We start from the raw sequence: 25,296 nt of genomic DNA, 5'->3' as shown, positions 1-25,296 counted from the left end.
TTACAGGCTTAATAGCTCCATGTTCTGTATCCACCGCGAAGGTCATATACCTCCACAAATCCCATTTCCACCAATCTTCTTGCTGCTTTTTGACTTCTATTTCCGGATTGACAATAGAGGTAAACAGGCTTTTCTTTCTTCAATTTTGAAAAAGCCGACTCAAAGGCTAACCCTTGAAAAAAGTCAATATTACTGGCTCCTTTTATATGACCTGATGAAAATTCGGCGCGAGTGCGCACATCCACCAATTGAACCTTGCCATTGGAAATGGCCTTTTTATAGTCCTCCCTATCCAAAATTTTAATGGTATCTGGGAGGCTTTGTTCCTTGAACAGAAAACTTAGTATCGACATATTCCTTTCAGTTTTATGTCGCTAATGTAAGTTGGATACTTTCCCTGTTCAGTAACGCGGGTTACATAAGAAAAAATAGTTTGAAAAATTGGCTAGTCCTTTGAACTCCAATCGTCGTAACCGCCGGTGTAGTCAAATATTTGCGTGAATCCTTTGCTCTTCAACAGCTCTGCAGCTCGATTGCTCCTACCTCCCATTTTGCAGTAGAGATAAACTGGTTTTGTCTTGTCCAGAGTTTCAATTTGCTTTACAAAACCTTCATCGTTCACATTGAAATTAACGGCATCGTCAATATGACCTTGCTTGTATTCTCCTGGGGTTCGTACATCCACCAATTGCACATCCTTTCCAATGACTTCAGATTGAACGGTGGCCTTATCTATTTTCTTGACAAACGGCTTTTGTTGGGTATGGCATGAAAAGGCCCACAAGAGCGCAAAGCTCATGAGAGCCAATCGTACTACTTTTTGCATGATCTACTTATTTCAATGTTGTTGGACACACATAATCGGTCATAGGAATGCCAGCCTCCTTCATGGCACTGAATCCTGAATCCACATCGACCAAGTTATGGATACCTCTACTTTTTAGGATTGAAGCGGCTATCATACTCCTGTATCCTCCTGCGCAATGAATATAAAAGGTTTCCTTGTCTGGGAATTCAGCCAAATGATCGTTCAGGTAATCCAACGGGGTCAAATGGGCATCCACGGCATGTTCCGCATTGTATTCCGATTCTTTTCGAACATCAAACACGGGGACTTTTTGCTCCATGAGTTGCTTTAATTCCTTGGCATGGACACTTTTTACGGTATCCACTTCCTTACCGGCTTTTTCCCACGCTTCAATTCCACCTTTCAAATAGCCCAATGTACCATCAAAACCAACTCGTGAAAGACGGGTTACTGTTTCTTCCTCTCTGCCTTCGGGAGTTACCAAAAGTATAGGTTGTTTCACATCGGCAATCAAAGCACCTACCCAAGGCGCAAAGCTTCCATCCAATCCTATAAAAATAGATCGCGGAATGTGGCCTTTTGCAAAATCATCTTGATGGCGTACATCTAAAACCACAGCTCCAGTCTCATTGGCGGCCACTTCAAAGGCCTCTGGACTTAAAGCTTGGGTACCGCGTTCCAATATCTCATCGATGTCCTCATACCCTTCCTTGTTCATTTTCACGTTCAGTGGGAAATATTGCGGTGGAGGTAGTAAGCCATCGGTCACTTCCTTGATGAATTCTTCCCGGGTCATATCTGCCCGTAGGGCATAGTTCATTTTCTTTTGATTGCCCAAGGTGTCCACGGTTTCCTTCATCATGTTTTTCCCGCAAGCGGAACCCGCCCCGTGTGCTGGATAAACAATAACATCATCTGCCAGAGGCATTATTTTGTTCCGAAGGCTATCGTATAAGGTTCCAGCCAATTCCTCTTGGGTCATGTGGGCCGCTTTTTGGGCCAAATCTGGTCTTCCTACATCTCCCAAGAACAACGTATCTCCACTAAAAATGGCACGGTCTTTCCCGTTTTCGTCCTTCAACAAATAGGTGGAACTTTCCATGGTGTGCCCTGGTGTGTGCAACACTTTTATGGTAATCTTTCCCAATTTAAACTCTTGACCATCCTTGGTTATGATGGCATCAAAAGAAGGCTGGGCCGTTGGTCCGTAGACTATAGGTGCCCCAGTTTCTTTGGATAGTGTTATGTGACCACTCACAAAATCCGCATGGAAGTGCGTCTCAAAAATATATTTAATGGTCGCGCCATTATCTTCCGCCTTTTTAATGTAAGGCTTTACCTCACGCAGTGGGTCAATGATGGCAGCTTCGCCTTCACTTTCTATATAGTAGGCCCCTTGGGCCAAGCATCCTGTATAAATCTGTTCTATTATCATCTTCATGGTTTTTCCAAAAATAACAATCTGTTGCCTCTTATAGTGTTACCAAAGTTACAAAGTCTTGGTTCTGGATTGGAGCGATATGCGTTCCTGTATCTCGCTTTTTGTATTATGATGGTTGCAATATTCCACGGCCTCAAAGGTCTGTACAAAAAGATTCTGTCTTCCGATACAATCCAAAAGTCCGCTGTCATGGAAGATATCCCTGGTAGGTCCAATGGCACCGGTTATGATAAATTCCATTCCCTTTTCCTTTAAGTCGTTCACGATACGCTCCAACATCACCGCCGCACTACTATCAATATAATTGATGGCTTCGGCATTGAGAATGACATATTTTAAAGCCGGTCCTTTCTTTTGAATTTGCTTGTACAGCTCTTTTTTGAAGTAATCCTTGTTCCCAAAATACAATTGGGCATCAAATCGAATGATGAGTTTGTCTGCATCGACCTCCACCTCCTCCGCAAATCGACTAACATTTTTAAAATAGTCCGTGCCTTTGATTCGCCCTAAAACGGCAATATGTGGATTGGAAATCCGATAGACCAACAACAAAAGGGAAAGCAAAACGCCCAGTAAAATCCCCTCAATCAAGCCAATGGACAAGGTCATTAAAAACGTGGCCACCAACAAAAGGAACTCATCTTTTCTGCTTTTCCATAATAGCAACGGATATTTGAGGTCTATCAATCCAAAAACCGACACAATAATGATGGCACCCAAGGCGGCATTGGGCAAATTGTAGAACAGCGGCGTTAGAAATAACAAGGTTCCTGCTATGAGTAGCGCACTAATTATCAAGGCCATTCCGGTTCTTGCCCCAGACTGGTCATTGACAGCTGTTCTTGAAAAGCTTCCTGACACCGAGAAGGATTGAAAAAATGAGGCCGCAATATTGGACATTCCCAAAGCACGTAACTCTTGATTGGCATCCAATTCGTACTCGGGGTGCTTTTCTTCAACAGTCTTTGCGATGGAAATGGATTCCATAAACCCAAAAAGGGCAACGGTAATGGCAATTGGCAGTAATTGTCCCATTTTATCCATTTGTATCCCCGGAACCTGAAATGAAGGAAATCCACTGGGAATATCCCCCACTACCCGAATACCTTTGGACTCCAACCTCAAAACGAACACTGCCAAAATACCGAGAACCACAATCAACAGAGGTGTTGGAATCTTTTTACTGATTTTGTTCATCACCAGTATAAAACCAATGGCCACGACACCAAGAATGAGTGTACTCAAATTTAGCTGCCCCAAACTTTCAAAAATATTACTGATAAGCACATGGATTTTACTGGATTGGTCAAAATCGGTGCCCAAAATATGCTTCAATTGGCCCAAACCTATTAAAATGGCGGCTGCAGAAGTGAATCCACTAATGACCGGTTTCGATAAAAAATTGACAAAGAAGCCCATATTAAACAGGCCCAATAGCAATTGGATACTTCCTATAAGTAATGTCAAAAAGAGTACGGTGGCGATATAACTTTCTATCCCTGCAAGTTGCATGGCACCAACACCTGCCGCTACCAACAGGGAGTCCATGGCCACAGGTCCTACCGCCAATTGCCTGGAGGTTCCGGTCAACGCATAGACTACTTGGGGAACCAGAGCGGCATAAAGTCCATAAATGGGAGGCATCCCTGCAATCATGGCGTAGGCCATTCCTTGGGGCACCAACATGATTCCTACCGTTGCCCCTGCAATTGCATCTCCATAAAATTGGGAGCGATTGTAGGTGGTCATCCACGATAAAAAAGGAAAGTACCGTTTGAGCATTTAATGAACTTTAGGCAAAAATAGAGTGCAAAAGAATGATTTTGGGTAACCTAGGGCACATACCTACAAATCCAAAACCTGGATGTAGCTTCTGTGCAGCACCACTTTCTTCATCTTCTCCAGCTTCTTCAATAATCTTGATATCACCACACGCGAAGTGTGCAAATCGTATGCTATTTCTTGGTGCGTATTTCGAATCTTATTGTCGTTGGTGACCTCCACTTTCTTTTTTAGGTATTCAACCAAACGTTCGTCCAAATTCTTGAACGCAATACTGTCAACCGTCTGCAAGAGTTCGTTTAGGCGGTTGTGATAGCTTTCAAACACATAATTGCGCCAACCTTTGTACTTGCCCATCCATTCTTCCATTTTTTGAACGGGCACCATGACAATCACCGCATCCGTTTCCGCAATGGCCCTGATTTCACTTTTGGTATGGCCCATGCAACAAGCCATGGTGACTGAACAGGTTTCTCCTTGTTCCAAATAGTACAGCAGCAATTCATCGCCTTCATCATCCTCACGCAATACTTTAATGGCCCCGGAAATTAACAGCGGAATGCTCCTGATATAGTTCCCAATATCCATGATGATTTCACCCGCTGGCACTTCCACCAATTTCCCCACTTCATCAATTTCATCGATAAGGGGTTGCTCAAAATAGGTGTTGAATGTTTCTAAAAGCTCTTGTTTCATAGAATTAAAATACCCTTCTAAGGTACATATTTTGAAAAAAACATTTCGAAAACCCCAAATCTTTAAAAACGAAAAAACCCGCATTATCCATGCGGGTTTCGAGCAAATTTACTTAAACTAAAATACCTGATATAAAATCTGCTTAAATTCTTATGGTTTCATGGGGCTCCCCTTCATTTCATTTGGAATTAATACGCCCATGTATTTTAAGATTGTTGGTGCAATTTGGTTGGAATAAAGTTGCTCCTCTTGGCCAACTTCTCCCATGGGCTTGACCCCTTTTCCAAAGGTCACAAACCAAACCCCGCCAGCTCCATTTATATCGCTTCCATGACTTTTCCACGTTTCCAGTGGTTGAGTACCTCTTCCATGATCCGTCGTGATCAAAAAGATGGTCTGGTCCTTGTAAAACTTATCCTGCTGGGTAAACTCCCATAATTCTTTGATCATAGCATCAGTCCGATTCGCCGCTTGTAGATAAAAATCATAAAAACCGCCATGGGCAAAATCATCCGTTTCACCGTAAGAAATGTAAAGTAGCTTGGGATGGTTCTTTTTCATTTCCTCAAGGGCGTAGTTGTGGGTGAATACATCCAACCGAACGGATTCCCAAATGATGGGTGCTTGCCGTTGGATGTCATTGAGCATTTTTTCCCTTTCGGTAAGGTCATCACCTGTAGCTTTTTCATAACCAGCGTTTACCGGAACACCAGAACGTTCTTCGTTGATGATGTATGGAAACACATCCCAACTCCCGAAGGCGGCCACTTTTCCTTTTCCTTCGGCAGTATTATTGTACAACTCCAAAATGGTGGTATTGGGATTTGGCATTTTGTCATTACTTCGGATTCGGGCATCGTCGGCAGTTCCGGTCAAGATTTCATTATAACCCGGATACGAAAACCACATGGTATTGGTAAGATTGACTTTACTGCCCAAAGTTCTGTTTCCATGCAATTGTCCCATTTGCGACACTTTGTTCCAGAAAAAAGGCATCAACGTCTCTCTTCTTTCTTTAGGGGTATCTCTCCAAAATGCTTTTTTGAGCCCTTCTGTATCCTGCACATAGCTTTTATTGGTCATCAAAAGCGAGTCGGCCCCAGTGAATAATTCCTGCCAACGGAACCCATCTAGGGTTATCAATATTACTTTGGTATCGTTTGAATTCTGGGCATAGGTCAATCCCATGATTGCCCATCCCATTAGTAGAAATAGAATTCCTTTTTTCATGTTCTTATTCGGTTTTAAATGATGCAGTTTTGGACCAATCACTCCAGTTTAGATTTTGATCCCTATAACGAACCCGCCAATAGTAGGTAGTATTTGGTTTTAGGCGTCTGGTTTTTTCATCGGTGAGGTCATCCTCTTTCTGGCGATTTTCCTTGTAGTACCAGTTCTCATATTGTTTCCAACTGTCCAAATCCAATTTTTCAAAATCTTGGCTTTCTGAAACCTGCCAGTGCGATGCCGCATGAAATGCCCCATTCAACGAGCTTGAAAACCCGCCTGCCTTCAATAAGGTGAATTCTGATGTGATTTTCTCTTCATCTTTTGGTGCGATCACCTTGGGAGCATCAGGCTTTTTCTCCAATCGCCAAACGGTGATACTATCGCGAAGTTCATTGTCACGCTGCTGTTCCGTATTCCCGCGGCTGATTCGCTTGATGGTGAATTTGGGGTCGTTTCGATTGCCATCAACCTCCACCATTACAAATCCGTACTCGTCCTCACTTACCGTAAACTCATCATAATCCCTACCTTCAAACTCACCCCAGTTGTCTATGGAGCCTCCTGCCGAAGCTACATTCACCCACAGATGTTTGTGATCCCGGGATTGGCCTCGGGAATAGGCATGGGTATGGCCGAAAAAGTGGATGCTGGGCTTTCCCGTTTTCGTGGAAAACTCCTCCAACATCTTTACCACCTTTCCTGTGGATTCTTCTTCTCCGGGAATCCACAATTCCGATTTATAGGGATGGTGTAATTGGGCAAACACAAAATCAATATCCTCATTTTTTGCTGTTTTCTCCAACACCTTTTCCAACCACTGGTATTGTTCCCGTAAATCGCGATAACCTTCATTGGAATTTAACCCAATGACCCTAGTATTGCCATAATCCTTGTACCACCAGTGTTCGGCGTAGGCTGGGGTGCCATTTTCAGGAAGACTGAAATATTTGAAGTAGAAGATAGAGTTCCGTTCATGATTTCCAAGCACGGGATACACTGGAACTTCAGCAAAAAGCTTCTGAGCCGGGTCGAAAAAATGTTCTTTCCATTGGTAGTATTCGCTCCCAGTGGAAACCAAATCGCCGGGAATCATAACCATGGCCAAGTTGTCCGGGAGTTTGCCCCCGTATTCCTTTTCCAAATACTGTAAAATTCCTTGGTTGACTATTTCGGTAAATTTGTTGGGTTGTTGGCTGTCGTATTGCATATCGCTCATGGCCACAATGTTGAAGGATTCTTCATCAGTGGCAAAGGGCGGGGTCTTAAACTGATAAATGTCTGATGTGACCTTCCCAGTTTTTACCCGGTAATAGTACTCCGTAAAGCGTTTTAGTCCGGTCAGTTTCACTTCATGGATTCTGGAATCTGAAAAATTGATGTTATACGCCATCCCCACTGTCTTTTTTCCCAATTTCTCGGTGATACCCCACTCCACTATACTTTCCTCTCCACTACTGGTTTCCCATTTAATGGTGATGGAATTTGGTTCGGCATCCTGCAAATAGGGTTGTACTAAAATCTGAGGTTCGCTCTGAGCGAACAAACCCGAAACTCCAGCAAGAAAACAGATAATAAGTTGGTTGATTTTCTTCATTAGGCTATAGCATTTGTTTTTAGGAAGGCCTCGTTCAATATTTCCAAGGCTTTGTCCAATTCTTCTCGGGTAATTGTCAACGGGGGCGACAGTTGTAACACATTTCCTTTGGAAACTTTAAAACTCAAGCCCTGTCTTAAACATTCGTACATAATTTCTTCTGCTTCGGCCACCGCTTTTTCCTTGGTGGTTCTGTTTGTGACCAATTCGATGCCCCATAAAAGGCCAATGCCGCGAACATCTCCTATGAGCGAATATTTTCGATGCAGTTTGTAAAGGGCCGCCTTCATATAAGCTTCATCCGCTTTTACTTTTTCCAACAACTTTTCATCTTCGATGACTTCCAAAACGGTCAATCCTGCCATGGCTCCCAATGGACTTTTCTCATGGGTGTAATGGCCCAAGGATATGTGACCAAACGTGTTGTATTCTTCACGAGTTACAATAGCTGCTTGCGGGATGATTCCACCGCCCAAGCCCTTGCCTAAACACAGAATATCAGGTTCAATACCAAACTCTTCAAAAGCGAACATTTTTCCGGTTCTTCCCAAAGCGATGGGGATTTCGTCCAAAATCAAAAGGACTCCATGTTTGGTACATAACTCACGGGCACCTTTCCAAAATGTGACAGAAGGAATCTGTACATCGGTATTCCGAATGGTCTCTGCCAAAAAGGCTCCAATCTGGTTGTCCTTGGACAGCACATACTCCAAATATTCCAGAGCCTTGTCCTCATTTCCCTCAAAAATACCGCGATAGGTAATCGGAGGTGGAATACGTTCAACACCCGGCATGAGAGGGCCCATATGCTCTTGAAAAACAGATTCCCCTCCCACGCTGATGGCATCGAGCGAAGCTCCATGAAAAGAATCCCAAAAAGAGACCACTTTATGTTTTCCGGTTACGGCCCGTGCCAATTTCAATGCTATTCCGATAGCGGAACTGCCATTGGGGGTGAGCAAAATTCGGTTAAGCCCTTCAGGAGTCAGCGAAGTGAGCTTTTCCGCAAACTGGATGGCCACTTCATTGGTGTACCTTCGAGTAGAAAATGTAAGTCCTTGAAGTTGTTCGGTCAATCTGGCAACCAATTTAGGGTGTGAAAATCCAATTTGGTGCACATTGTTGCCATGAAAGTCGAGATATTTTTTCCCTGAAATGTTTTCAATATAAGACCCTTCACAATACTTCAGCACATCCAAACAGGGTGTGGACATGGACTGATGCATAAAGTATTTGGCATCTTTTTCCAAAAGCTCTTTGGTCCGTTCACCAACATCCTCTAGCCATTCCTTTCTGCCAGAGGTCAGGTTAATATCCCCTTCTACAATGTACTCTTGTTTATCTTGTTTTGTATGGTCCATGTTTCGCTTGTATTTCCCGTTCTTCGGATGTATCGTTCAACACATAAATATCGTATGTATTTCCGTCATTATAAACCCGAACAACAATATGTCCTTCCTGACTTTTGTACTGATCCAACCTTCCCCCGATCACATCTTTGGCACCTTGCAACATAATGGTTGAAAAAATGTCCCGTTCCCCAGGATACAATGCTTTTGAAGTGATCCTTCGCAACACCTCTTCTCCCGGATGGTCTGCCGTCCAGTTTTGTTGAATCCAAACCCGAGGCCGAATGGTTCTGACGTAATATGGATTCTGTGAATCCCGGTTTCCATGATGATTGAGGGTCGCTACATCCACGGGGCCGATTACCGGAGCTACATGTGATTCCAAACTGTTAATATCAGTTTGACCCAATCCATCGATTCCAGAAATATCCCCTCCGGTGTAGTAGTTGAACTTACCATAATCGATTCGGATGCCGTTGCTCAACGGGTTTTCTCCATGATATTCCCCTTCCTTGAAAAGAGAATACGTGTTTTCTCCTTCGCCCGTCCAGATGATTCCGTTTGAGGCGATGTTTTGTACTGAAAAATTAGGGTAATCGGTTGGATTATGCTTAGGCACGATTTGGTCCGTATACCCTACTTTTAAAGCCTCGTTTTCCAGTCCAACTTTTTTAGATTGAAATGCGATGAATTTCCAATATTCTTTCAAGGTCGGAATCATGCCGTAGGCATCGTTGGAAAATCGTGCCTCAGATTGCACGTTCGCATCCTTCAAATTGATGGGAAATTCGAATCCTCTGTCTATTAATTTTTTGATGGGCATCAAAGTGCCCACCTCCATAATTCCGGTGAGCTGATATCCTCCCGGAGCTATTTTCCGAAGCGAATCAATCTCTCCAAAATGATCATCGTGGTAGTGGGTAATCAAGGCATAGTCCAGCTCTCGATTTTGATTTTTTGGAATGAATTGGTCGATATAGTCCACTATCCATTCCGGTGCGGACTTCGACCTATTGGGCATCAACTTAGCATTTCGGCTGGAGGTTGTTCTGGGATGTGTCTCGGACATATCGCCCGCATCCACCAATAAGGTCGTTCCATCTGGAAAAACCATAAAAGCAGCATCACCCCTGCCCGTGTTGATATGGTGAATATCTAAAAAGCCAGGTTCCCAAACAGGAAGTTGTTGCCCATGCCCCCTTATTCCCATCAAGGTCAGGGCAAAGACAAACAAACTGCTTTTTTTGAGGTTAACGTACATGGGTATTATTTTTCGCGATACAGCAAATTCGCTGGGATAATCTGTTTAGGTATGTTGGCTCCCTGAAATTTTACATCCAAATGAAAGCCCCCGCCACCATTAAAAAATTCAACCCGAACCAACTTGCGGCCTTTTTCCAATTCAATTACTTCTCCAATTTCCTTAACACCATGGTCGCCGTCATTGTCCACTACCAATTTTCCATCTACATACAATTTGCTTCCGTCATCGCTGTTGGTGAAAAATCGATACTGACCCTTTTCTGGAATCTCCAAGTAGCTTTCAAAAATCAGTGCCATTTGTTCTTGTTGCACATCTTCCATCATGACTTCTTTGGGAGAAAACTCAGTCACAAACCCTTCCTTAACCGATGTTAGGGTTGAAAAATCCGGAAGCTTTTCCATTTTATCTCCATAAAACACCCGATACTTCACAGGGTCCTTCTTGGTTTTGGGCACTATTCTGAAATTAGCTTCTGCAATGGTACTGGTCAATTTTCCTTCTTGAAAAATACCCGCTTTCAGCACTGAAGTCTCTTTTAAATAAAAGGTGTCTTGATAGGCAGTGCTGTTTTCCATGGTAGGTTCTTCACTTCCCAACACATAGCGAATCTCACCCAATCCATTGGGGTTTTGAATGACCGCCGCTGCGGAATCAGCTTTAAAAACACCTCCTGCAGGTTCGTAATATCCCGCATCTGGAAGAATTTTGGGTTGCATCACCTGTTCCTTTCGTTTGTAAATCAAGTTGGGTTTTTCATTACCAATAAAAGCTCCCTTAACCGGTCTTCCAATCCAAGATTGTGGAGTTTGCAATCCCATGGCATAGGCCACCGTTGGAGCATTGTCGTATTGATAGACCGTTTCTTCAATTTGATAGCCTTTTTTGATGCCCGCTCCATATAAAATGAAAGGAATTTCCATTTCTGCCAAGCTTTCACCACCATGACCAAAACCTAATCCACCGTGATCGGCAGATACAATAAACATCGTCTTTTCAAAAATTCTGGCTTCTTTGGTTGCATTGACGATTTCGGCAATCAGGGAATCGGCTTTTTCAACCGATTTGTAATATTCTGGACTTCCATGACCCATGGCATGACCTGCATGATCCACATGATCCAAGTGCACAAAGGTAAATTTTGGGGTATGCGCCTTGATGTAGTTTACCGCTTCTTGTGTGGTATTGTCCTCATGGTCTCCATCAATATCAAAATCCACATCTTCCTTTTCAAACAAGCGGCCAAATCCATCCCAATCGTAAATAGCACCGACGTGAGCGTTGGGTTGTTGGTCATGAAAAAGGGTAAAAATGGTTGGAAAGGTTCCATTCTTGGTTGCGACTACGGGTGGCAATTCATGCGCATTTTTCTCCCAGCCATTAGAAGTGACGCCATGCTGTTCTGTATCAGCCCCCATGATCATGCTGGCCCAATTGGGACTTGAGCTTGAAGGTAAAACGGAACGTGCATGCATGGTTGCGGCCCCGTTTTGCACCATGGAATCCAACATTGGTGTGTTTGCTTTTTGAATCCCATTGGGACTCATGCCATCGACACCAATAATAACCACATGCTCAATGCCTTGGATGGTTCCTTCTTCTTTGGAAGCACAAGACCACAGGAATAAAATTCCCGTGGTCATGGCCATACTTTTTATGATATGGTTCAATTTCATCGCGACTAATTATTATCAGCCACGTCCCACCAAAGTCTTGTGTTAAGATCATCAGCGCCCATACGCGTTACCGCTGCTTGATAGTTGGCACTGTTGGTAGATTTTACCGAGTTTGGATATTGAAAACGAACTGGCACTCTACCACCATTTACAGCATCAGGACCGGGAATTACTTCGGGCATGCCCGTACGTCTCCAATCGGACCAAGCTTCAAAACCGGTATAGAACAGTGAAATCCATTTCTGCATGGCGATTTTCGCCAATAGTTCCTCTGCGCTTCCAGATAGGGCCACATCGGCCTGTGCGATGTATGCATCCACATCGAATGCTTGTATATCGGCAGCGATTTCACTCCATCCTCCGGCGATGACTCTTTCGGTGTAGTAGGCAAATGAAGCTCTAATTCCATTTTCATAGTACTCTGCAGCAGTACCTACGGCTATGAAATTGCGTTGTCTTGCTTCAGCCAAAATAAACTGAAGTTCGGAATAGCTCATTATAATGGTCTGCGAAGCAGTTGGCGAGGCTTGTTCCACATTGCATGCCCTACAGGCCAATAGAATTCCCAATCTTGAAATAAAGTTGGAGCCCGACTCATCTGGATTTCCGGATGGACTGTACCCCAAGGCTGCTTCATCATCCAAACCGTTGGGCATCCCTACGTAATCATCCAAATTAGGGGAATAGATACCTTCTTCGGAAGCGGTAGTAGGTTGCGCGAATACAATCAGTCTTCTATCACCCAAATCCTTCAATCTGGTTTCCAAGGTTGTACTTAAACGTACTTCATCAAAACTTCCAGAACGGGTATCATACTTAGGCTGAGGATTATCTGAATTCCATTGCAACAAAGCGGCATCCGCATTGCTTTCAAAAATAGGATAGATTGTAGCATTGCCCACAATCTCAGTCATTTGGGCCACGGCCGTTGCATTGTCCACATCACTGATGCGCATGGCCAAACGAAGACGTAGGGAGTTTGCAAATTTTCTCCATTTTAAAACATCCCCGCCGTATAGAATATCCCCAGAAATGTTATCCGCTCCGGTCAACAACGTGTTTGCCGTTTTTAAATCTGCCAACAGTCCAGCATAAATTTCACTTTGCGGTGTAAATGTGGGTGTAATGTTATCATCGCTTATCCCTTGCGTAGCTTCGGTGTAGGGCACATCACCATAAGCGTCCGTTAAGTACGAATAGATCCAAGATTTAATCACCAAGGCAACTCCATAATAGTTTTCTTGGCCCTCGACATCCATAGTCGCTCTAATGATATTTTCAACATCCCGAAGCGAGGCATAGGCATTGTCATATGGGTTTCCAGTTGGAGACCAGTTGTAGGTATCACCAGAGGTGAACTGCAATCTGGCTGCATACTGCGTAACAGTAAACCCTTCTTCCCAACCTTGGTTTCCCCAGTTGTAGGCCATCTCTCTCATAACTCCTGGCAACAGAAGACTGGGTTCAGCGCTTTCTGGATAGTTGGGGTTGGTGTTTATTTGCTCAAAATCATCCGTACAATTGATCATACATAACACTGTAAATGCTATGAAAATCATTTTTTGAATATTCTGTAATTTTTTCATCAGATGGTATAATTAAAAATCGATTCTTAGGTTAAACGTGTACGTTCTCGCACTGGGGTATGACATATTCTCGATACCGGGCTGCAATGTGCCTCCGGAAACGGAAACAGTCTCTGGATCAAAATGGGGGTTATCTGTCCACAACAATAGGTTCCTTCCGGTTACAGAAAGTCTGGCTCCGGTAATGGGCAACTTATCCACAAATCGTTGCGGAAGGGTATAACCCAAGGTCACTTCTCGAAGTTTGGTGTAGGAAGCATCATATTTGGCCGCTTCAACGTTGTCCCTTTCATAATATCTGTTGTTCCAGGTCCTGGCATCAACATTTACCGTGTTTGGTGTAAAGACTCCGGGTGCTGTTTGTACCACACCTTCTCCCACGATTCCAGTTTCCCTGCCTTCCAAGGTCTCTTTTAATTGCCCTGAAGTACTACCGATGGTCTTGGTTCTAGACACTACAATTCCGCCTTGTCTTGTATCCAAAAGGAAGCTTAGGTCGAATGCTTTGTACTTGAAGCTATTCAACCAACCTAACGTATAATCAGGAGCATAATCTCCCTGATATACCAAATCATCTGTTCTCAATGGAATTCCTTGGTCGTTGAAAATCTTTTGACCGTAGTATGGGCTGTTAACGTCTTCAACGCGTTGGAACCCTCTACCGTAAATGGCACTGATAGAACCTCCTTCACGAGCTTGAATGAAAGCACCGTTACGTTCAGTCAAGGTATAGTTCACGCCTCCCAAATCGGTCACCTCACTTTGGTTTGTGGAAAAGTTGAAAGTGGATTTCCAGTTAAAGTTGTCCGTTCTCACCGGAATGAAACTGGCGATGGCCTCAAAACCATAATTTCTTACCTCTCCAGCATTGATCAATTTACTGGTATACCCACTGGCGATATCGGTACTAATAGGGATAATCTGGTTTTTGGTCCTACCATCGTAGTAGGTGGCATCCAAATTCACTCGGCTTTGGAACAATCTTAGATCCAAACCAAATTCGTAAGAAGAGGTAATCTCTGGTTTTAGTTCCGCATTTGGAATCAATGAAGATTCCGTCAACGCTGGATAATCCCCAAACGGTGCTTCGTTGGTATAAAAACTCGCCAATCTGTAGGGGTCGGTATCGTTACCTACCTCAGCGTAAGCCGCTCTCAGTTTTGCGAAAGAAACGAACTCTGGTAATTCAAAAATATCACTGGCAATGGCACTTAAAGTAGCCGATGGATAGAAATAGGAATTGTTGTCCGTTGGCAAGGTGCTGGACCAATCGTTTCTTCCTGTTATATCCAAATATACTTTTTCATCATAGGCCAATCGTGCAAAACCATACAAACTGTTGATTCGTTTCTCACGATCACTTGATGAAACCTCCAAAGGTCTTCTGTTGTTGTTGAAGGAATAAACGCCTGGGTTGATCAATTGAGGGGCAACAGTCTGCGTATAATCCTGCGATTGTCTCAATTGGTTTCCACCTCCTGAAATATTGATGTTCCATTTTTCATTGAAGGTATTGTCATAGGAAATCAAAAAGTCGGTGTTGGATTCTTCGAAGAACACATTATCTTCTCTATAATACCCCAATGGGAAACGTTGTGTACTAAACGCTCTTTTCTTAGCTCTCAAGTCCCTGTAAAAATCCCTACCGGTACGCAACATGGCATTCCAGTGGTCATTGATCTTATAGTTGACGCTCACATTTCCATAAACCCTATCCTTGTCTTGGGAGTTGGTGTTCTCATACACATTGAAGAAAGGGTTGTCGTGGTAGTTGTAGTTGTAGTTGAACTGCTGCAAACCTTCTCTTCCGGGCATCCAATAATCCCGAAGGTTGTTGGTGTTAAGCTGTCTTCCGTACCAAATGAACAAGTACATGATACTCTCTGTACCGTAGCTCAAGGATGGTCTGTTTCCACTATCGGTCTTTATGTAGTTGATGTTGGCATTCAAAGTTACCTTATCGGTTAGATTAAGGGCCGTGTTCAAATTGAAAGAGTTCCGTTGCAAATCCGTGTTTGGAACAACACCTTCTTGATCCAGATTTTGATAGGAGAAACGGATATTTCCCATATCTCCAGATTTAGAAATGGCAATACTATTTGTTTTGGTGTATCCCGTATTGAAGAAATCTTTGGTGTTATTCGGTTGGGAAACCCATGGCGTAGCGATAATTGGAGAATCACTTACCAAGAAATCACCTCCTCTTGTTCCATCTTCTCTTGGGGAATCAAATTGGGGAATCAACAAACCTGTATCCAATCGTGGACCCCAGCTTTCATCCACACCATCAGCGATACCACTACCGCTACCATCCACAAATGCAAACTGCTGATTGTTTCCTTGACCATATTCATTTTGCCAATCTGGCAACAATAATATGTTTTCGATGGTCACCCCAGTGTTCACCGTAATTCCCAATCGGCCGCTTTGCGACTTTCCTTTTTTAGTGGTAATGATAATGGCTCCGTTTGCGGCTCTAGCACCATAAAGTGCAGCTGCAGCGGGACCTTTAAGCACGTTCATGGACTCGATGTCCTGTGGATTGATCTCGGCAGCACCGTTTCCATAATCCACATCCTGGGTACCAGACCCGGAAGAACCCACAATCTCATTACTAATAGGAGTACCATCTACAATAAATAAAGGTGAGTTTCCATTGATGTTCAGGGACGCATCACCCCGAATTGAGACACGGGCAGACCCTCCCAATCCAGATGGACTGTTTGTAATCTGCAACCCAGCAACCTTACCTGAAATTCCATTTAACAAGTTGGGTTCTCGTGCAGAGGTCACCTCTTCGGAGTCGAGTTCTTGGGAGGCATACCCCAAAGATTTCTTTTCCCTTTGAATACCAAGTGCGGTGACCACAACCTCATCCAATTGCTGTGAATCGGGTTGAAGTATTATGGTAGCCGTTGATCTTCCAGCGGCGTCAAAATCTTGGGAAATGTACCCAATATAGGAAACCACTAAAATTTCATTCCCTTGGGGAAGTTGAATTTCAAAATTTCCATCAAAATCTGTAGCCACCCCATTGGTGCTACCTTTTACAACCACCGAAGCCCCAGGCAACGGTACATTGTTCTCATCCAATACAGTTCCCGAAAACGTGGTTTGGGAATAGCCAATAATACTTACGGTAAAGGCAAGTAAAAATGCTACGATTGATTTTTTCATTTGTTGAGTATTTGTAAAATTTGGTTAATTATTTATCAACAAATATCCAACAAGACCGTTAAGCCATGCCTTTGAACAGATTAAAAAAATGATACGGAAAGGTTAAAAGAATCAGTGATATGTTACGTAAACATTATTTACAAATATTCAATTTTTATACTATCTTGCATGGAATGAATCCTTTAATATGTCATTGTTTAACAATCGATTAAGGATTTTTTCCGTATTTATGAAAATTGAAGAAATATTATAAATACTAAACTGCAAGGTCCAACGAAAAAATTATGGAAGACTATTTAATTGGTATCGGCAAGCGAATCAAGGACATACGAAAGAACAATAAAAAAACCATCAGTGATGTTGCCATACAAGCAGGGGTTACCGCGGGACTGATTTCCCGTATTGAAAATGGCAGGACCATTCCCTCCCTTCCTGTTTTTTTAAAAATTGTAGGGGCCTTGGATACCGAGATGACCGATTTTTTCGATGGTATGCCCAAAGTTAATGGGTCCAATTTCCTGGTCTCCCGAAAAGCCGATCAGACCGTTATTGAAAAAGAAGACGAGGCCATTGGCTTTACCTATAATTATATCTTCGGAAAACAATTGAACTCGGTGGGGTTTGAAAGCGTCTTGTTGGAAGTACTTCCCAACTCAAAAAGGGACAAGGTTGTTACCGACGCTTTTGAGTTTAAATACATTCTTACTGGGGAATGCTATTATGAAATCGGTGACCAAGAGGTATTGTTAAAAGAGGGTGATTCCATCTTTTTTGATGGTAGAATTCCCCATGTTCCCATTAACAAGGGGAAAGTGCCTTCAAAAATGTTGGTGGTCTACTTTTTTATCTGATCACGAAAAAAGGATTCCTTCCAGTGCATCCAGCGTGTTCAGAATTAGGGTAGGATTGGCTTTTTCCAACTGCTCGCGGGTCTGTGCGCCGGTCAAAACTCCAACGGTAATGCCGCAATTGGCATTTTTACCTTCTTCGATATCAATCATGGAATCCCCAGCCTTCAAAACTTGTTCGGGGTCAGTGATATTGAAAAGCTCCATCGCTTTGTCAATCATTTCTGATGAAGGTCTTCCTATTTCCACATCATCCGCAGTGACTAACCCATCAATCTGCTCCCCAACTTTCCAGCCCAATTTATCCAATAATGATTGTGCTGTTTTGGAATCATATCCCGTATTCAACACCACTTTTACGCCATGCGACTGCATCACTTTAAAAAGTTCTTCCACACCATCATATGACGTCACCTCTAAATTGGCATAGGCTTCTTTGAGCATTTCCTTAAAATCAACATGCACGGCTTTGGCATCCACCGTAACCTCTCGTTCGGCTTTGGTCTCCTCCAAAATATCTGCTATGGCTTTATATTTTTCTTTACCCGCTCCAAATTCCAGCACGGTATCCAATGAAACTTCAACTCCTGCCTTGGCCAATGCCGCCCGCACCGTTTTATACACCACATTATCTTCATTTACGGTGGTACCTGCCATGTCAAAAACTGCAAGCTTAATGTCTTTCATCTGTTATTATGTATTAAAAATTGTAGCAATGTTCTTTTTTGAAAATCCTGCACTTCCCGTCATTCCCTTCCCCCCAATACCGGTTACAATATGGATATGCTCATCGATGGTTTTTTTGAAAATATCACTGGTTTTGCATTGGGAATACATTCCGTACCATCTGCGTTGGATATCATAAGTGGGCAATTGGATGATTTTTTTCGCCTCTTCCACCATAAAATTATCAATGTCCATGTCCAGGTCATACCCCAGGTCTTCCACCCTATCCACATCGGCGTATTGGTGAGAGTCCCCTAAAATGACCGACCCATCCATAGCCTGCTTGAACAAAATATGGACGCCCCATTGTTTCTGTGGACTGTCTTGAGGTTCGTTCCGTTTGATTTCGGCATAGGAAGGGCATTCATGGAACGCCTCATATCTTCTGATGGACCACCCAGTAAGAATTGACCCTTTTAAGGAGTAATTTTCTTGAGGTTTGGTCTGCATCATCTGGAGTTTGGAAATCTCCAAATCACTGGCGGCGAACAATTCGGGATAGAGTGTTTTAAAATCACTTCCGTTGCAGATGATCACCTTCCCCGCTTGAAGGGTTTCTCCTCTGGTACTCCTCACCTCAACCCCAGTTGTTGTTCTCTCACATGAAATGACCGGGAAACTGGTCTTCATAACAAGTCCCTTTTCTTGAATCAAATACTCTTGAAGCCGATGAATCATGGTACGGGGTTCAACCGTAACTTCCTGCGGGAAAAAAAGTCCTGCAGTTACATAAGATCGCCGAAGTCCAGGATAACGTTCCAGGCACTCACTTTTGGTGAGCATTTTGGATTCATATTCGTTATTATTGTTGATGGCCCTGAGCTCCACCAACAATCGTTCTTCCTCTTCATTGGATGCCAAATAGACCGTTCCATTTTGCCGAATGCTGATATCAAACTTGGACTGGATATCCTTGTAAATTCGAAGACTTCGCCTTCCGAATTTCTGCCATTTCGAATTCATTCCAGAGGGCACCACCTGTCCAAAATTCTGGGTCGTGGCCCCTTGTGGATAGGCATTTTTTTCCACCAAACACACCTTCAACCCAAGTTCTAGGGCATGAAAGGCATGAAAAGTCCCTAAAATACCCCCACCTACTATGATGGTATCATATTTATTGTCCATAGTTGAACTGCTCGTTACGATTTTCAGATTTGTGTCTTGCCCAAAAGTGAAAGAACAAGACCACGGAGACGATAATTCCTATCAACGCCACGGCATAGGTTCCGTAGACGAAAAAGTTGACCCAGGAAAGATTGGCCTGACCAAAGTTTTTATAGAGCAACACCAACACACTTCCCACATACCCAAACGCATCGGCGATGTAAATAAGGAACCCTGAATTTCCTTTTATTTTGAAGGCGGCTATGAATCGGTCAAAGAAAAGGCAGTTGAACGGAACGTAGCAGATGTACAATCCAAATCCTGTGCAGACCATCCAAAGAAAAGAATCCAACACTCCCATTTGGAACATGAGGGTTGATAATCCCAAGACTACGGTTCCCAAAATCAAAAGCAAGTGATATGTGAGCAGCGCCTTAAGGTTGTTCTTAATGTAAAAAATGGAACCGATGATCAGCAATACACTGATGGCTATAATAATTTCGGAAGTTGAGAACACAGAAATATCCCCTTCGTAACCAATGCTATCCCAAAGTTCCCGCGCAAAATTGTCCCGAAAATCCCGGAATGCGGTTAGGAAGGTGTAGAAAATAACCACCAAAAGCAATGGGAAAAAGAATTTTTTAATGAGCTGTTTTCTGTCGGCGCTGGTCATTGGCACGCGTTCGGTACGTAGCTCTTTATCGGTATCGGTGGGTGGTGGCACCTTTTGCAATAGGAATGCAGACAATAATAACGGAGCCACAAACAAAGCCCCGGTGACGGAGGGCATCCAAAATTCGGTTACGCCCCAGTAGTTCATCACATAGAGTCCCACTGATTTTACCACGCCACTGGACACAATAAAACTGGCGCAGAGGGCAACTCCCAAGATATCGGTAAACCGGCGTCCTTCAACATAGGAGAACACGATACCCCAAATCATTCCCAAAGGAATGCCGTTTAGGAACATAAAGACAATATTGTAGGGAGCGGGGACCCAAGCAAAGAAAAATAGGGCCACTTCCGCTAGAAGAATCAATGAAATCAATAATAGCAACCTACGGTTGGCTTTCAATTCGGAAATTACCTTGATGCCAATGAATTTTGAGAGAGCATACCCCAAGACCTGGGCAATGATGAGCAGTATTTTGTAGTCTACCCCGATGAAGCTCAATCCCTCAAACGTGGCAACACTAAACGGTTTCCTAAAAGCGTACATGCAAAAGTATGTGCCAAAAGCTGCCAGGGAGGCGTGGAGCACAAAAACTAAATTTGACCGCTTTTTTAACATGGTGCTTGAAACCGTAATGTTTACAAATACTAAATTAATATTTCAAATTACTCAAATTTATAAGAATTAACCTATCCATTTCAGTTTAAATAATTGTTAGCAAAAAATTATGCCCTCGAGAGAGGGCATAATGTTCAGATTGAAAAGCGGTTATTTCATTATTCAGTAGGTTCAACCAAGGCATTGATGCGCTGGATGGTCCCATCAGGATTATAGGTGAGTTCGGTCATTTTTACACTTCGCAAGTGCGTTTTTCCGCCAGACATGGAGCTGTCATGGAAAAACAACCACCATTTTCCTTGATACTCCACAATGGAATGATGGTTTGTCCATCCCAAAACGGGATCAAGAATTACCCCTTGGTAGGTGAAAGGTCCATAAGGACTATCACTAGTGGCATACACTATTTTATGCGTATCCCCAGTTGAATAAGATAGGTAGTACTTTCCATTATAGCGATGCACCCAAGCTGCCTCAAAAAACCTGCGGTTGTTATCGCCAGTTGTGATAGGTTCTCCATTTTCATCCAGAATCACCGCGTCTTTGGGTTCCTCGGCCAAGCTGACCATATCATCAGCCAGTAAGGCAACCTTTGGAGAAAGTGCAGGTGCATCATCGGCTGGATAGGTGTCTTCCCCAATATATTCATTATTGCTCCACTTTTGAAGCTGTCCACCCCAAAGGCCCCCAAAGTACATATAGTATTTACCATCACTATCTTCCAAGACGGAAGGATCCATACTGTAAGTTCCTTCAATAGGGGTATCCATCGCCTTAAAGGGTCCTTCTGGGTTATCACTTTTAGCCACCCCAATATGAAAAACATCTTCTTTATCCTTTACTGGGAAGTATAAAAAGTACTCATCTCCCTTCTTGGCGGCATCTGGAGCCCACATCTGTCTTCCTGCCCATGGAACATCTTTGATGTGTAATGCCAAGCCATGATCGGTTACTGTACCCCCAACGGTATCCATGGAGAACACATGATAATCCTCCATATTAAAATGACTACCCAAATCATCCTCAGGAATTCCAGATTCATAATCATGAGATGGATAGACATAAAGTTTTCCTTCAAAAACGTGAGCAGATGGATCGGCCGTGTATAATTCTGAAGTCAACTCATAGACCTCTTCAGGAACTATACCAATGGTATCTGTTACGCTATCGATTTCGCCACTTACTTCGGCCGGAGCCTCCTTTTGACGCTTACAGGCAAATGTGCCCAAAACGAACAAGGATGACAAAAAACAAGGGTAAATACTCCTTGTTAGATAATTTTTACGTGTAAAAAATGTGTTTTTCATAAGATAAAGGAAAAGTTAATTTGTTAAAAATAAACATTCTTCTAAAATAACAATCGTTTGCTTGAAAATTCAATAAAAGTTATTTCTCTGTTTTTCAGCTATTTGAATCAAAATGATTACTAAGCAGAAATAATTTTAACACAGAAACTCAAAAAATATAACGCAACCGATTGCGTGAACAAATATATTGTGTATATTTATCACATTCTAAATATTATGCATCCTTTTTTGCCATAATTGAATTAATTAACTAAACAAAATCAAAACTTAGTAACATGACTAAACAATCATTATTTGTTTTTACAAATAGCAAGTCGTCATCTCCTTTGCATTTGTATCTAACAAGCTTTTTGTTATTTGTTTTTTGCACCACTGCTTTCGCACAGAACGTTGTTACGGTATCAGGTACTGTAACTGACCAATCTGGCGCGCCTATTCCCGGGGTCAGTATTGTTGTGCAGAACACGACAAATGGAACAACAACAGACTTTGACGGGAACTACGTGATTGAGGCGGCATCCAATGCCACTTTTGAGTTTCGTTATCTTGGCTTCGTAACTCAATCGATTGCGGTTAATGGACGGTCTACTTTGAACGTTCAAATGGCGGAAGACACACAGCAATTGTCTGAGGTCGTGGTAATTGGTTATGGTACTCAAAGAAAGGAGTCTGTAACAGGTTCGGTGGTTTCACTGAAGGGCGAAAGTTTGAACGAGGTGCAATCCGCCAACTTCCAACAAGCGCTTCAAGGTAGGGCTGCCGGGGTTAACATTTCCACAACCAGCACAAGACCTGGAGCAGCGCCACAGATACGTATTCGTGGTACGCGTTCCCTTTCAGCAGATAATAATCCGCTGATCGTTCTTAACGGTATCCCATTCTCTGGTGGTCTTAGTGATATCAACCCCAATGACATTGAGAGTCTTGACATCTTAAAAGATGCATCTGCCACCGCCATTTATGGGTCTAGGGGTGCAAACGGTGTTATCTTGATTACCACTAAATCTGGTACTAAAGGACAAAAGGCGACTATCTCCTATAACACGTATTACGCAGCCAAAGAAGTTTTCGCCAAATTCCCAATGATGAATGCGGCTCAGCTCATTCAACTGCGTGCGGATGTCGCTGCGAATAATGGAGGAACACCTCTTTTTAATTTGGCGGGAGATGAATATTTGGGCAATGATACAGACTGGCAAGATTTACTTTATGGAACCGGTTTGCAAACCGCGCATGATATTAGCGTTCAAGGAGGTACCGAAACTGGTTCTTACAACGTAGGATTAGGATATTTTAAAGAAACCTCTGTGGTTCCTGGAGATTCATTTGACAGGTATTCTTTGCGCGTACAGATTGATCAAAATGTAGGGAAATTGTTCCGTTTTGGTGTCAATTCGGTGACCAATTTCAACAAAACCAGCAGTATTGTTGGTATTGGAAGTGCTTTATCCGCTTCTCCCCTTTTGAGTCCTTATGATGAGGATGGGAATTTCCTTGAGTCAGTTCGACTTCAAACAGAGGCAGATGATCAATGGGTGGCCACTAGAGATGAAATTAGCCGAGTTGGAAAAGGTAGAGTTAATGAGCAACTCGATTTCGGTACGTACAATAATATCTATGGTGAATTGCAAATTCCATGGGTAGACGGATTGAAATATCGTCTTAACGTTGGTTTAAACTTTCGTTCGTCCAGAGATGGTAACTTTACAGGACAAGGGGTATTTAACTACAACCCGATCAACCCTTCTTCTGCAAGTTATAACTCATCCATTCAGAAAGATTATGTGATTGAAAACCAATTGATCTATGACAAAACATTTGGCAAACACCAAGTTAATTTTGTAGGGTTGTTCTCTTCACAGAACACTGAATTTGACAATATTGGACTGGCCGTTCGAAATGTTCCTGACGAAACGTCTTTGTGGTACAATCTTGATGCCGCTCTTTCTGAGGATATTCTGAACTACGGAACAGGTTATTCCGCTACAGGTTTATTATCGTACATGGCTAGGGTTTTATATCAGTTTGATAACCGTTATTTGCTTACTGCCACTTTACGTTCCGATGGTTCATCCAGATTAGCTCCAGGTCGCAAATGGGTAACATATCCTGCGGTCTCCCTTGGTTGGAACATTGCCAACGAAGCCTTTATGGATGGTGTGAGTTGGATCAACCTTCTTAAACTACGTGCAGGTTACGGTGAAACCTCAAACCAAGCTATTGCACCGTATTCTGTTCAAGGTAGATTGGGTAATGTCAACTATAACTTTGGAGATACTTTTGCTACAGGTTATTTTGTAAACCAGCTGCCCAACCCAAATTTAGGATGGGAGTTTTCCGAGACATATAACTACGGTCTTGACTTTGGTTTGTTCAACAATCGTTTATCAGGTAGTGTTGAATACTACATCACCAAAACAAATGATATCTTACTTGGTCTTGGGCTTCCAAGCACAGCGGGTGTAGGTAGTGTAACCAGCAACATTGGTAATACAGAGAACAAGGGTATTGAAATAGCGCTTAACGGTACCATTTTTGACAATCCTGATGGATTCTCTTGGGACGTTGGAGTTAACGTATACACCAACCAAAATGAAGTTACCTCCTTGGCCTCCGGTCAAGATAGGGATGAAGGAAACCTTTGGTTTGTTGGTTCGCCAATCAACGTCATCTTTGATTACGAAAGACTCGGACTTTGGAATCAGTCCGATCCAGGCTTTGAATATTTAGACCAATTTGAACCAGGCGGTAATGAAGGTATGATACGTGTACGATACACTGGTGAATATAATGAAGATGGTTCGCCGGTAAGAGCCGTTGGTCCGGATGACAGAATTGTACAGGATCCAACACCAGACTTTTTAGGTGGTTTTAACACCCGTTTAGCCTACAAGAATTTTGATTTGAGCATGGTAGGTGCATTCCAAAGTGGAGGTATATTGGTAAGTACATTATATTCTTCCAATGGCTACCTCAACCTATTGACCGGTAGAAGAAATAACGTGGATGTAGATTATTGGACTCCAACCAATACCGGCGCCAAATATCCTGCTCCAGGAGGAATTCAATCAAGTGACAACCAAAAATACGCAAGTACCTTAGGCTATTTTGATGGTTCCTACTTAAAGGTTAGAGCGTTGACTTTAGGATATAATTTTGATCCAGATATGATTAAGGATTCTTGGTTTAAGAGCCTTCGTCTCTACGCTACTGCGCAGAATCCTTTTGTTTTATTTTCACCGTTTCATGATGAATCTGGCATGGATCCAGAGACCAACTCAGGAGTAAATGCTCAAGGACAGCGCGAAAACGTTGCTGTTAACACAGGTAATATCTCCAGAGGGATACCTACAGTTGGAGCCAACGCGCCAACGACACGAAATTTTATGCTAGGTTTAAACGTAACATTTTAAAAAATTC

18 protein-coding genes are annotated in these 25,296 nt (G+C 42.9%); 2 read left to right on the top strand and 16 right to left on the bottom strand.

Annotation, left to right across the window (positions count from 1 at the left end; translation table 11 throughout):
• Positions 1 to 8: 8 nt before the first annotated feature.
• The 12 genes from ACFSJE_RS11940 to ACFSJE_RS11885 all read right to left on the bottom strand — a co-directional run bounded on the left by ACFSJE_RS11940 (position 9) and on the right by ACFSJE_RS11885 (position 16,600).
• Positions 9 to 353, bottom strand: coding sequence for a rhodanese-like domain-containing protein (locus ACFSJE_RS11940; RefSeq protein ID WP_379831198.1), 345 nt, complete (start codon positions 351 to 353; stop codon positions 9 to 11).
• A 92-nt stretch (positions 354 to 445) separates the two neighbouring features.
• Positions 446 to 826 (bottom strand): rhodanese-like domain-containing protein, encoded by a 381-nt coding sequence (locus ACFSJE_RS11935; protein WP_379831197.1) that lies wholly within the window; start codon positions 824 to 826, stop codon positions 446 to 448.
• Between the two features lie 7 nt (positions 827 to 833).
• The gene (locus ACFSJE_RS11930) at positions 834 to 2,243 is read right to left on the bottom strand and encodes an MBL fold metallo-hydrolase (protein ID WP_379831565.1); all 1,410 of its coding nucleotides are present in this window, start codon (positions 2,241 to 2,243) and stop codon (positions 834 to 836) included.
• Between the two features lie 54 nt (positions 2,244 to 2,297).
• Positions 2,298 to 4,031 carry a SulP family inorganic anion transporter gene (locus tag ACFSJE_RS11925; protein ID WP_379831196.1) on the bottom strand — a complete coding sequence of 578 codons (1,734 nt, stop codon included), beginning with the start codon at positions 4,029 to 4,031 and terminating at the stop codon, positions 2,298 to 2,300.
• Between the two features lie 63 nt (positions 4,032 to 4,094).
• Positions 4,095 to 4,727 (bottom strand): Crp/Fnr family transcriptional regulator, encoded by a 633-nt coding sequence (locus ACFSJE_RS11920; protein WP_379831195.1) that lies wholly within the window; start codon positions 4,725 to 4,727, stop codon positions 4,095 to 4,097.
• 150 nt (positions 4,728 to 4,877) lie between these two features.
• Entirely contained in the window at positions 4,878 to 5,957 is a 1,080-nt protein-coding gene (locus ACFSJE_RS11915) for a phosphoglyceromutase (protein ID WP_379831194.1), read from the bottom strand.
• Between the two features lie 4 nt (positions 5,958 to 5,961).
• Positions 5,962 to 7,551 (bottom strand): fibronectin type III domain-containing protein, encoded by a 1,590-nt coding sequence (locus tag ACFSJE_RS11910; RefSeq protein WP_379831193.1) that lies wholly within the window; start codon positions 7,549 to 7,551, stop codon positions 5,962 to 5,964.
• Positions 7,551 to 8,912, bottom strand: a complete 1,362-nt coding sequence (gene pbfA, locus ACFSJE_RS11905) for a (R)-1-hydroxy-2-aminoethylphosphonate ammonia-lyase (protein WP_379831192.1) — start codon at positions 8,910 to 8,912, stop codon at positions 7,551 to 7,553. The genes ACFSJE_RS11910 and pbfA overlap by 1 nt, the downstream gene beginning before the upstream one ends.
• Positions 8,890 to 10,161: a ComEC/Rec2 family competence protein gene (locus tag ACFSJE_RS11900; protein ID WP_379831191.1), complete on the bottom strand. Its 1,272-nt coding sequence runs from the start codon at positions 10,159 to 10,161 to the stop codon at positions 8,890 to 8,892. Before ACFSJE_RS11900 ends, pbfA begins: the two co-directional genes overlap by 23 nt.
• Before the next feature lie 5 nt (positions 10,162 to 10,166).
• Positions 10,167 to 11,837, bottom strand: a complete 1,671-nt coding sequence (locus ACFSJE_RS11895; protein ID WP_379831190.1) for an alkaline phosphatase family protein — start codon at positions 11,835 to 11,837, stop codon at positions 10,167 to 10,169.
• A 5-nt stretch (positions 11,838 to 11,842) separates the two neighbouring features.
• Positions 11,843 to 13,423: a SusD/RagB family nutrient-binding outer membrane lipoprotein gene (locus tag ACFSJE_RS11890; protein WP_379831189.1), complete on the bottom strand. Its 1,581-nt coding sequence runs from the start codon at positions 13,421 to 13,423 to the stop codon at positions 11,843 to 11,845.
• Between the two features lie 12 nt (positions 13,424 to 13,435).
• Complete coding sequence (locus ACFSJE_RS11885) at positions 13,436 to 16,600, bottom strand: SusC/RagA family TonB-linked outer membrane protein (protein ID WP_379831188.1); 3,165 nt, start codon at positions 16,598 to 16,600, stop codon at positions 13,436 to 13,438.
• Positions 16,601 to 16,884: 284 nt separating this feature from the next.
• Between ACFSJE_RS11885 and ACFSJE_RS11880 the strand changes: the two genes are divergently transcribed.
• Positions 16,885 to 17,451, top strand: coding sequence for a helix-turn-helix domain-containing protein (locus ACFSJE_RS11880; protein ID WP_379831187.1), 567 nt, complete (start codon positions 16,885 to 16,887; stop codon positions 17,449 to 17,451).
• Here the strand turns inward: ACFSJE_RS11880 and ACFSJE_RS11875 are convergent, their stop codons facing one another.
• The 4 genes from ACFSJE_RS11875 to ACFSJE_RS11860 all read right to left on the bottom strand — a co-directional run bounded on the left by ACFSJE_RS11875 (position 17,452) and on the right by ACFSJE_RS11860 (position 21,816).
• Entirely contained in the window at positions 17,452 to 18,135 is a 684-nt protein-coding gene (locus ACFSJE_RS11875) for a phosphonatase-like hydrolase (protein ID WP_379831186.1), read from the bottom strand.
• 6 nt (positions 18,136 to 18,141) lie between these two features.
• Positions 18,142 to 19,299 carry a TIGR03364 family FAD-dependent oxidoreductase gene (locus ACFSJE_RS11870; protein ID WP_379831185.1) on the bottom strand — a complete coding sequence of 386 codons (1,158 nt, stop codon included), beginning with the start codon at positions 19,297 to 19,299 and terminating at the stop codon, positions 18,142 to 18,144.
• Complete coding sequence (locus ACFSJE_RS11865; protein ID WP_379831184.1) at positions 19,289 to 20,569, bottom strand: DUF5690 family protein; 1,281 nt, start codon at positions 20,567 to 20,569, stop codon at positions 19,289 to 19,291. Before ACFSJE_RS11865 ends, ACFSJE_RS11870 begins: the two co-directional genes overlap by 11 nt.
• Before the next feature lie 158 nt (positions 20,570 to 20,727).
• Positions 20,728 to 21,816: a glycoside hydrolase family 43 protein gene (locus ACFSJE_RS11860; RefSeq protein ID WP_379831183.1), complete on the bottom strand. Its 1,089-nt coding sequence runs from the start codon at positions 21,814 to 21,816 to the stop codon at positions 20,728 to 20,730.
• A gap of 410 nt (positions 21,817 to 22,226) precedes the next feature.
• Here ACFSJE_RS11860 and ACFSJE_RS11855 point away from each other — a divergent pair, with 410 nt between their 5' ends.
• Complete coding sequence (locus ACFSJE_RS11855) at positions 22,227 to 25,289, top strand: SusC/RagA family TonB-linked outer membrane protein (RefSeq protein ID WP_379831182.1); 3,063 nt, start codon at positions 22,227 to 22,229, stop codon at positions 25,287 to 25,289.
• The last annotated feature ends 7 nt before the right edge of the window (positions 25,290 to 25,296 follow it).

This window comes from Flagellimonas iocasae, assembly GCF_042682725.1.
GTDB classification, from domain to species: Bacteria; Bacteroidota; Bacteroidia; order Flavobacteriales; family Flavobacteriaceae; genus Flagellimonas; species Flagellimonas iocasae.
This window is presented reverse-complemented; position numbering and strand designations above follow the sequence as displayed.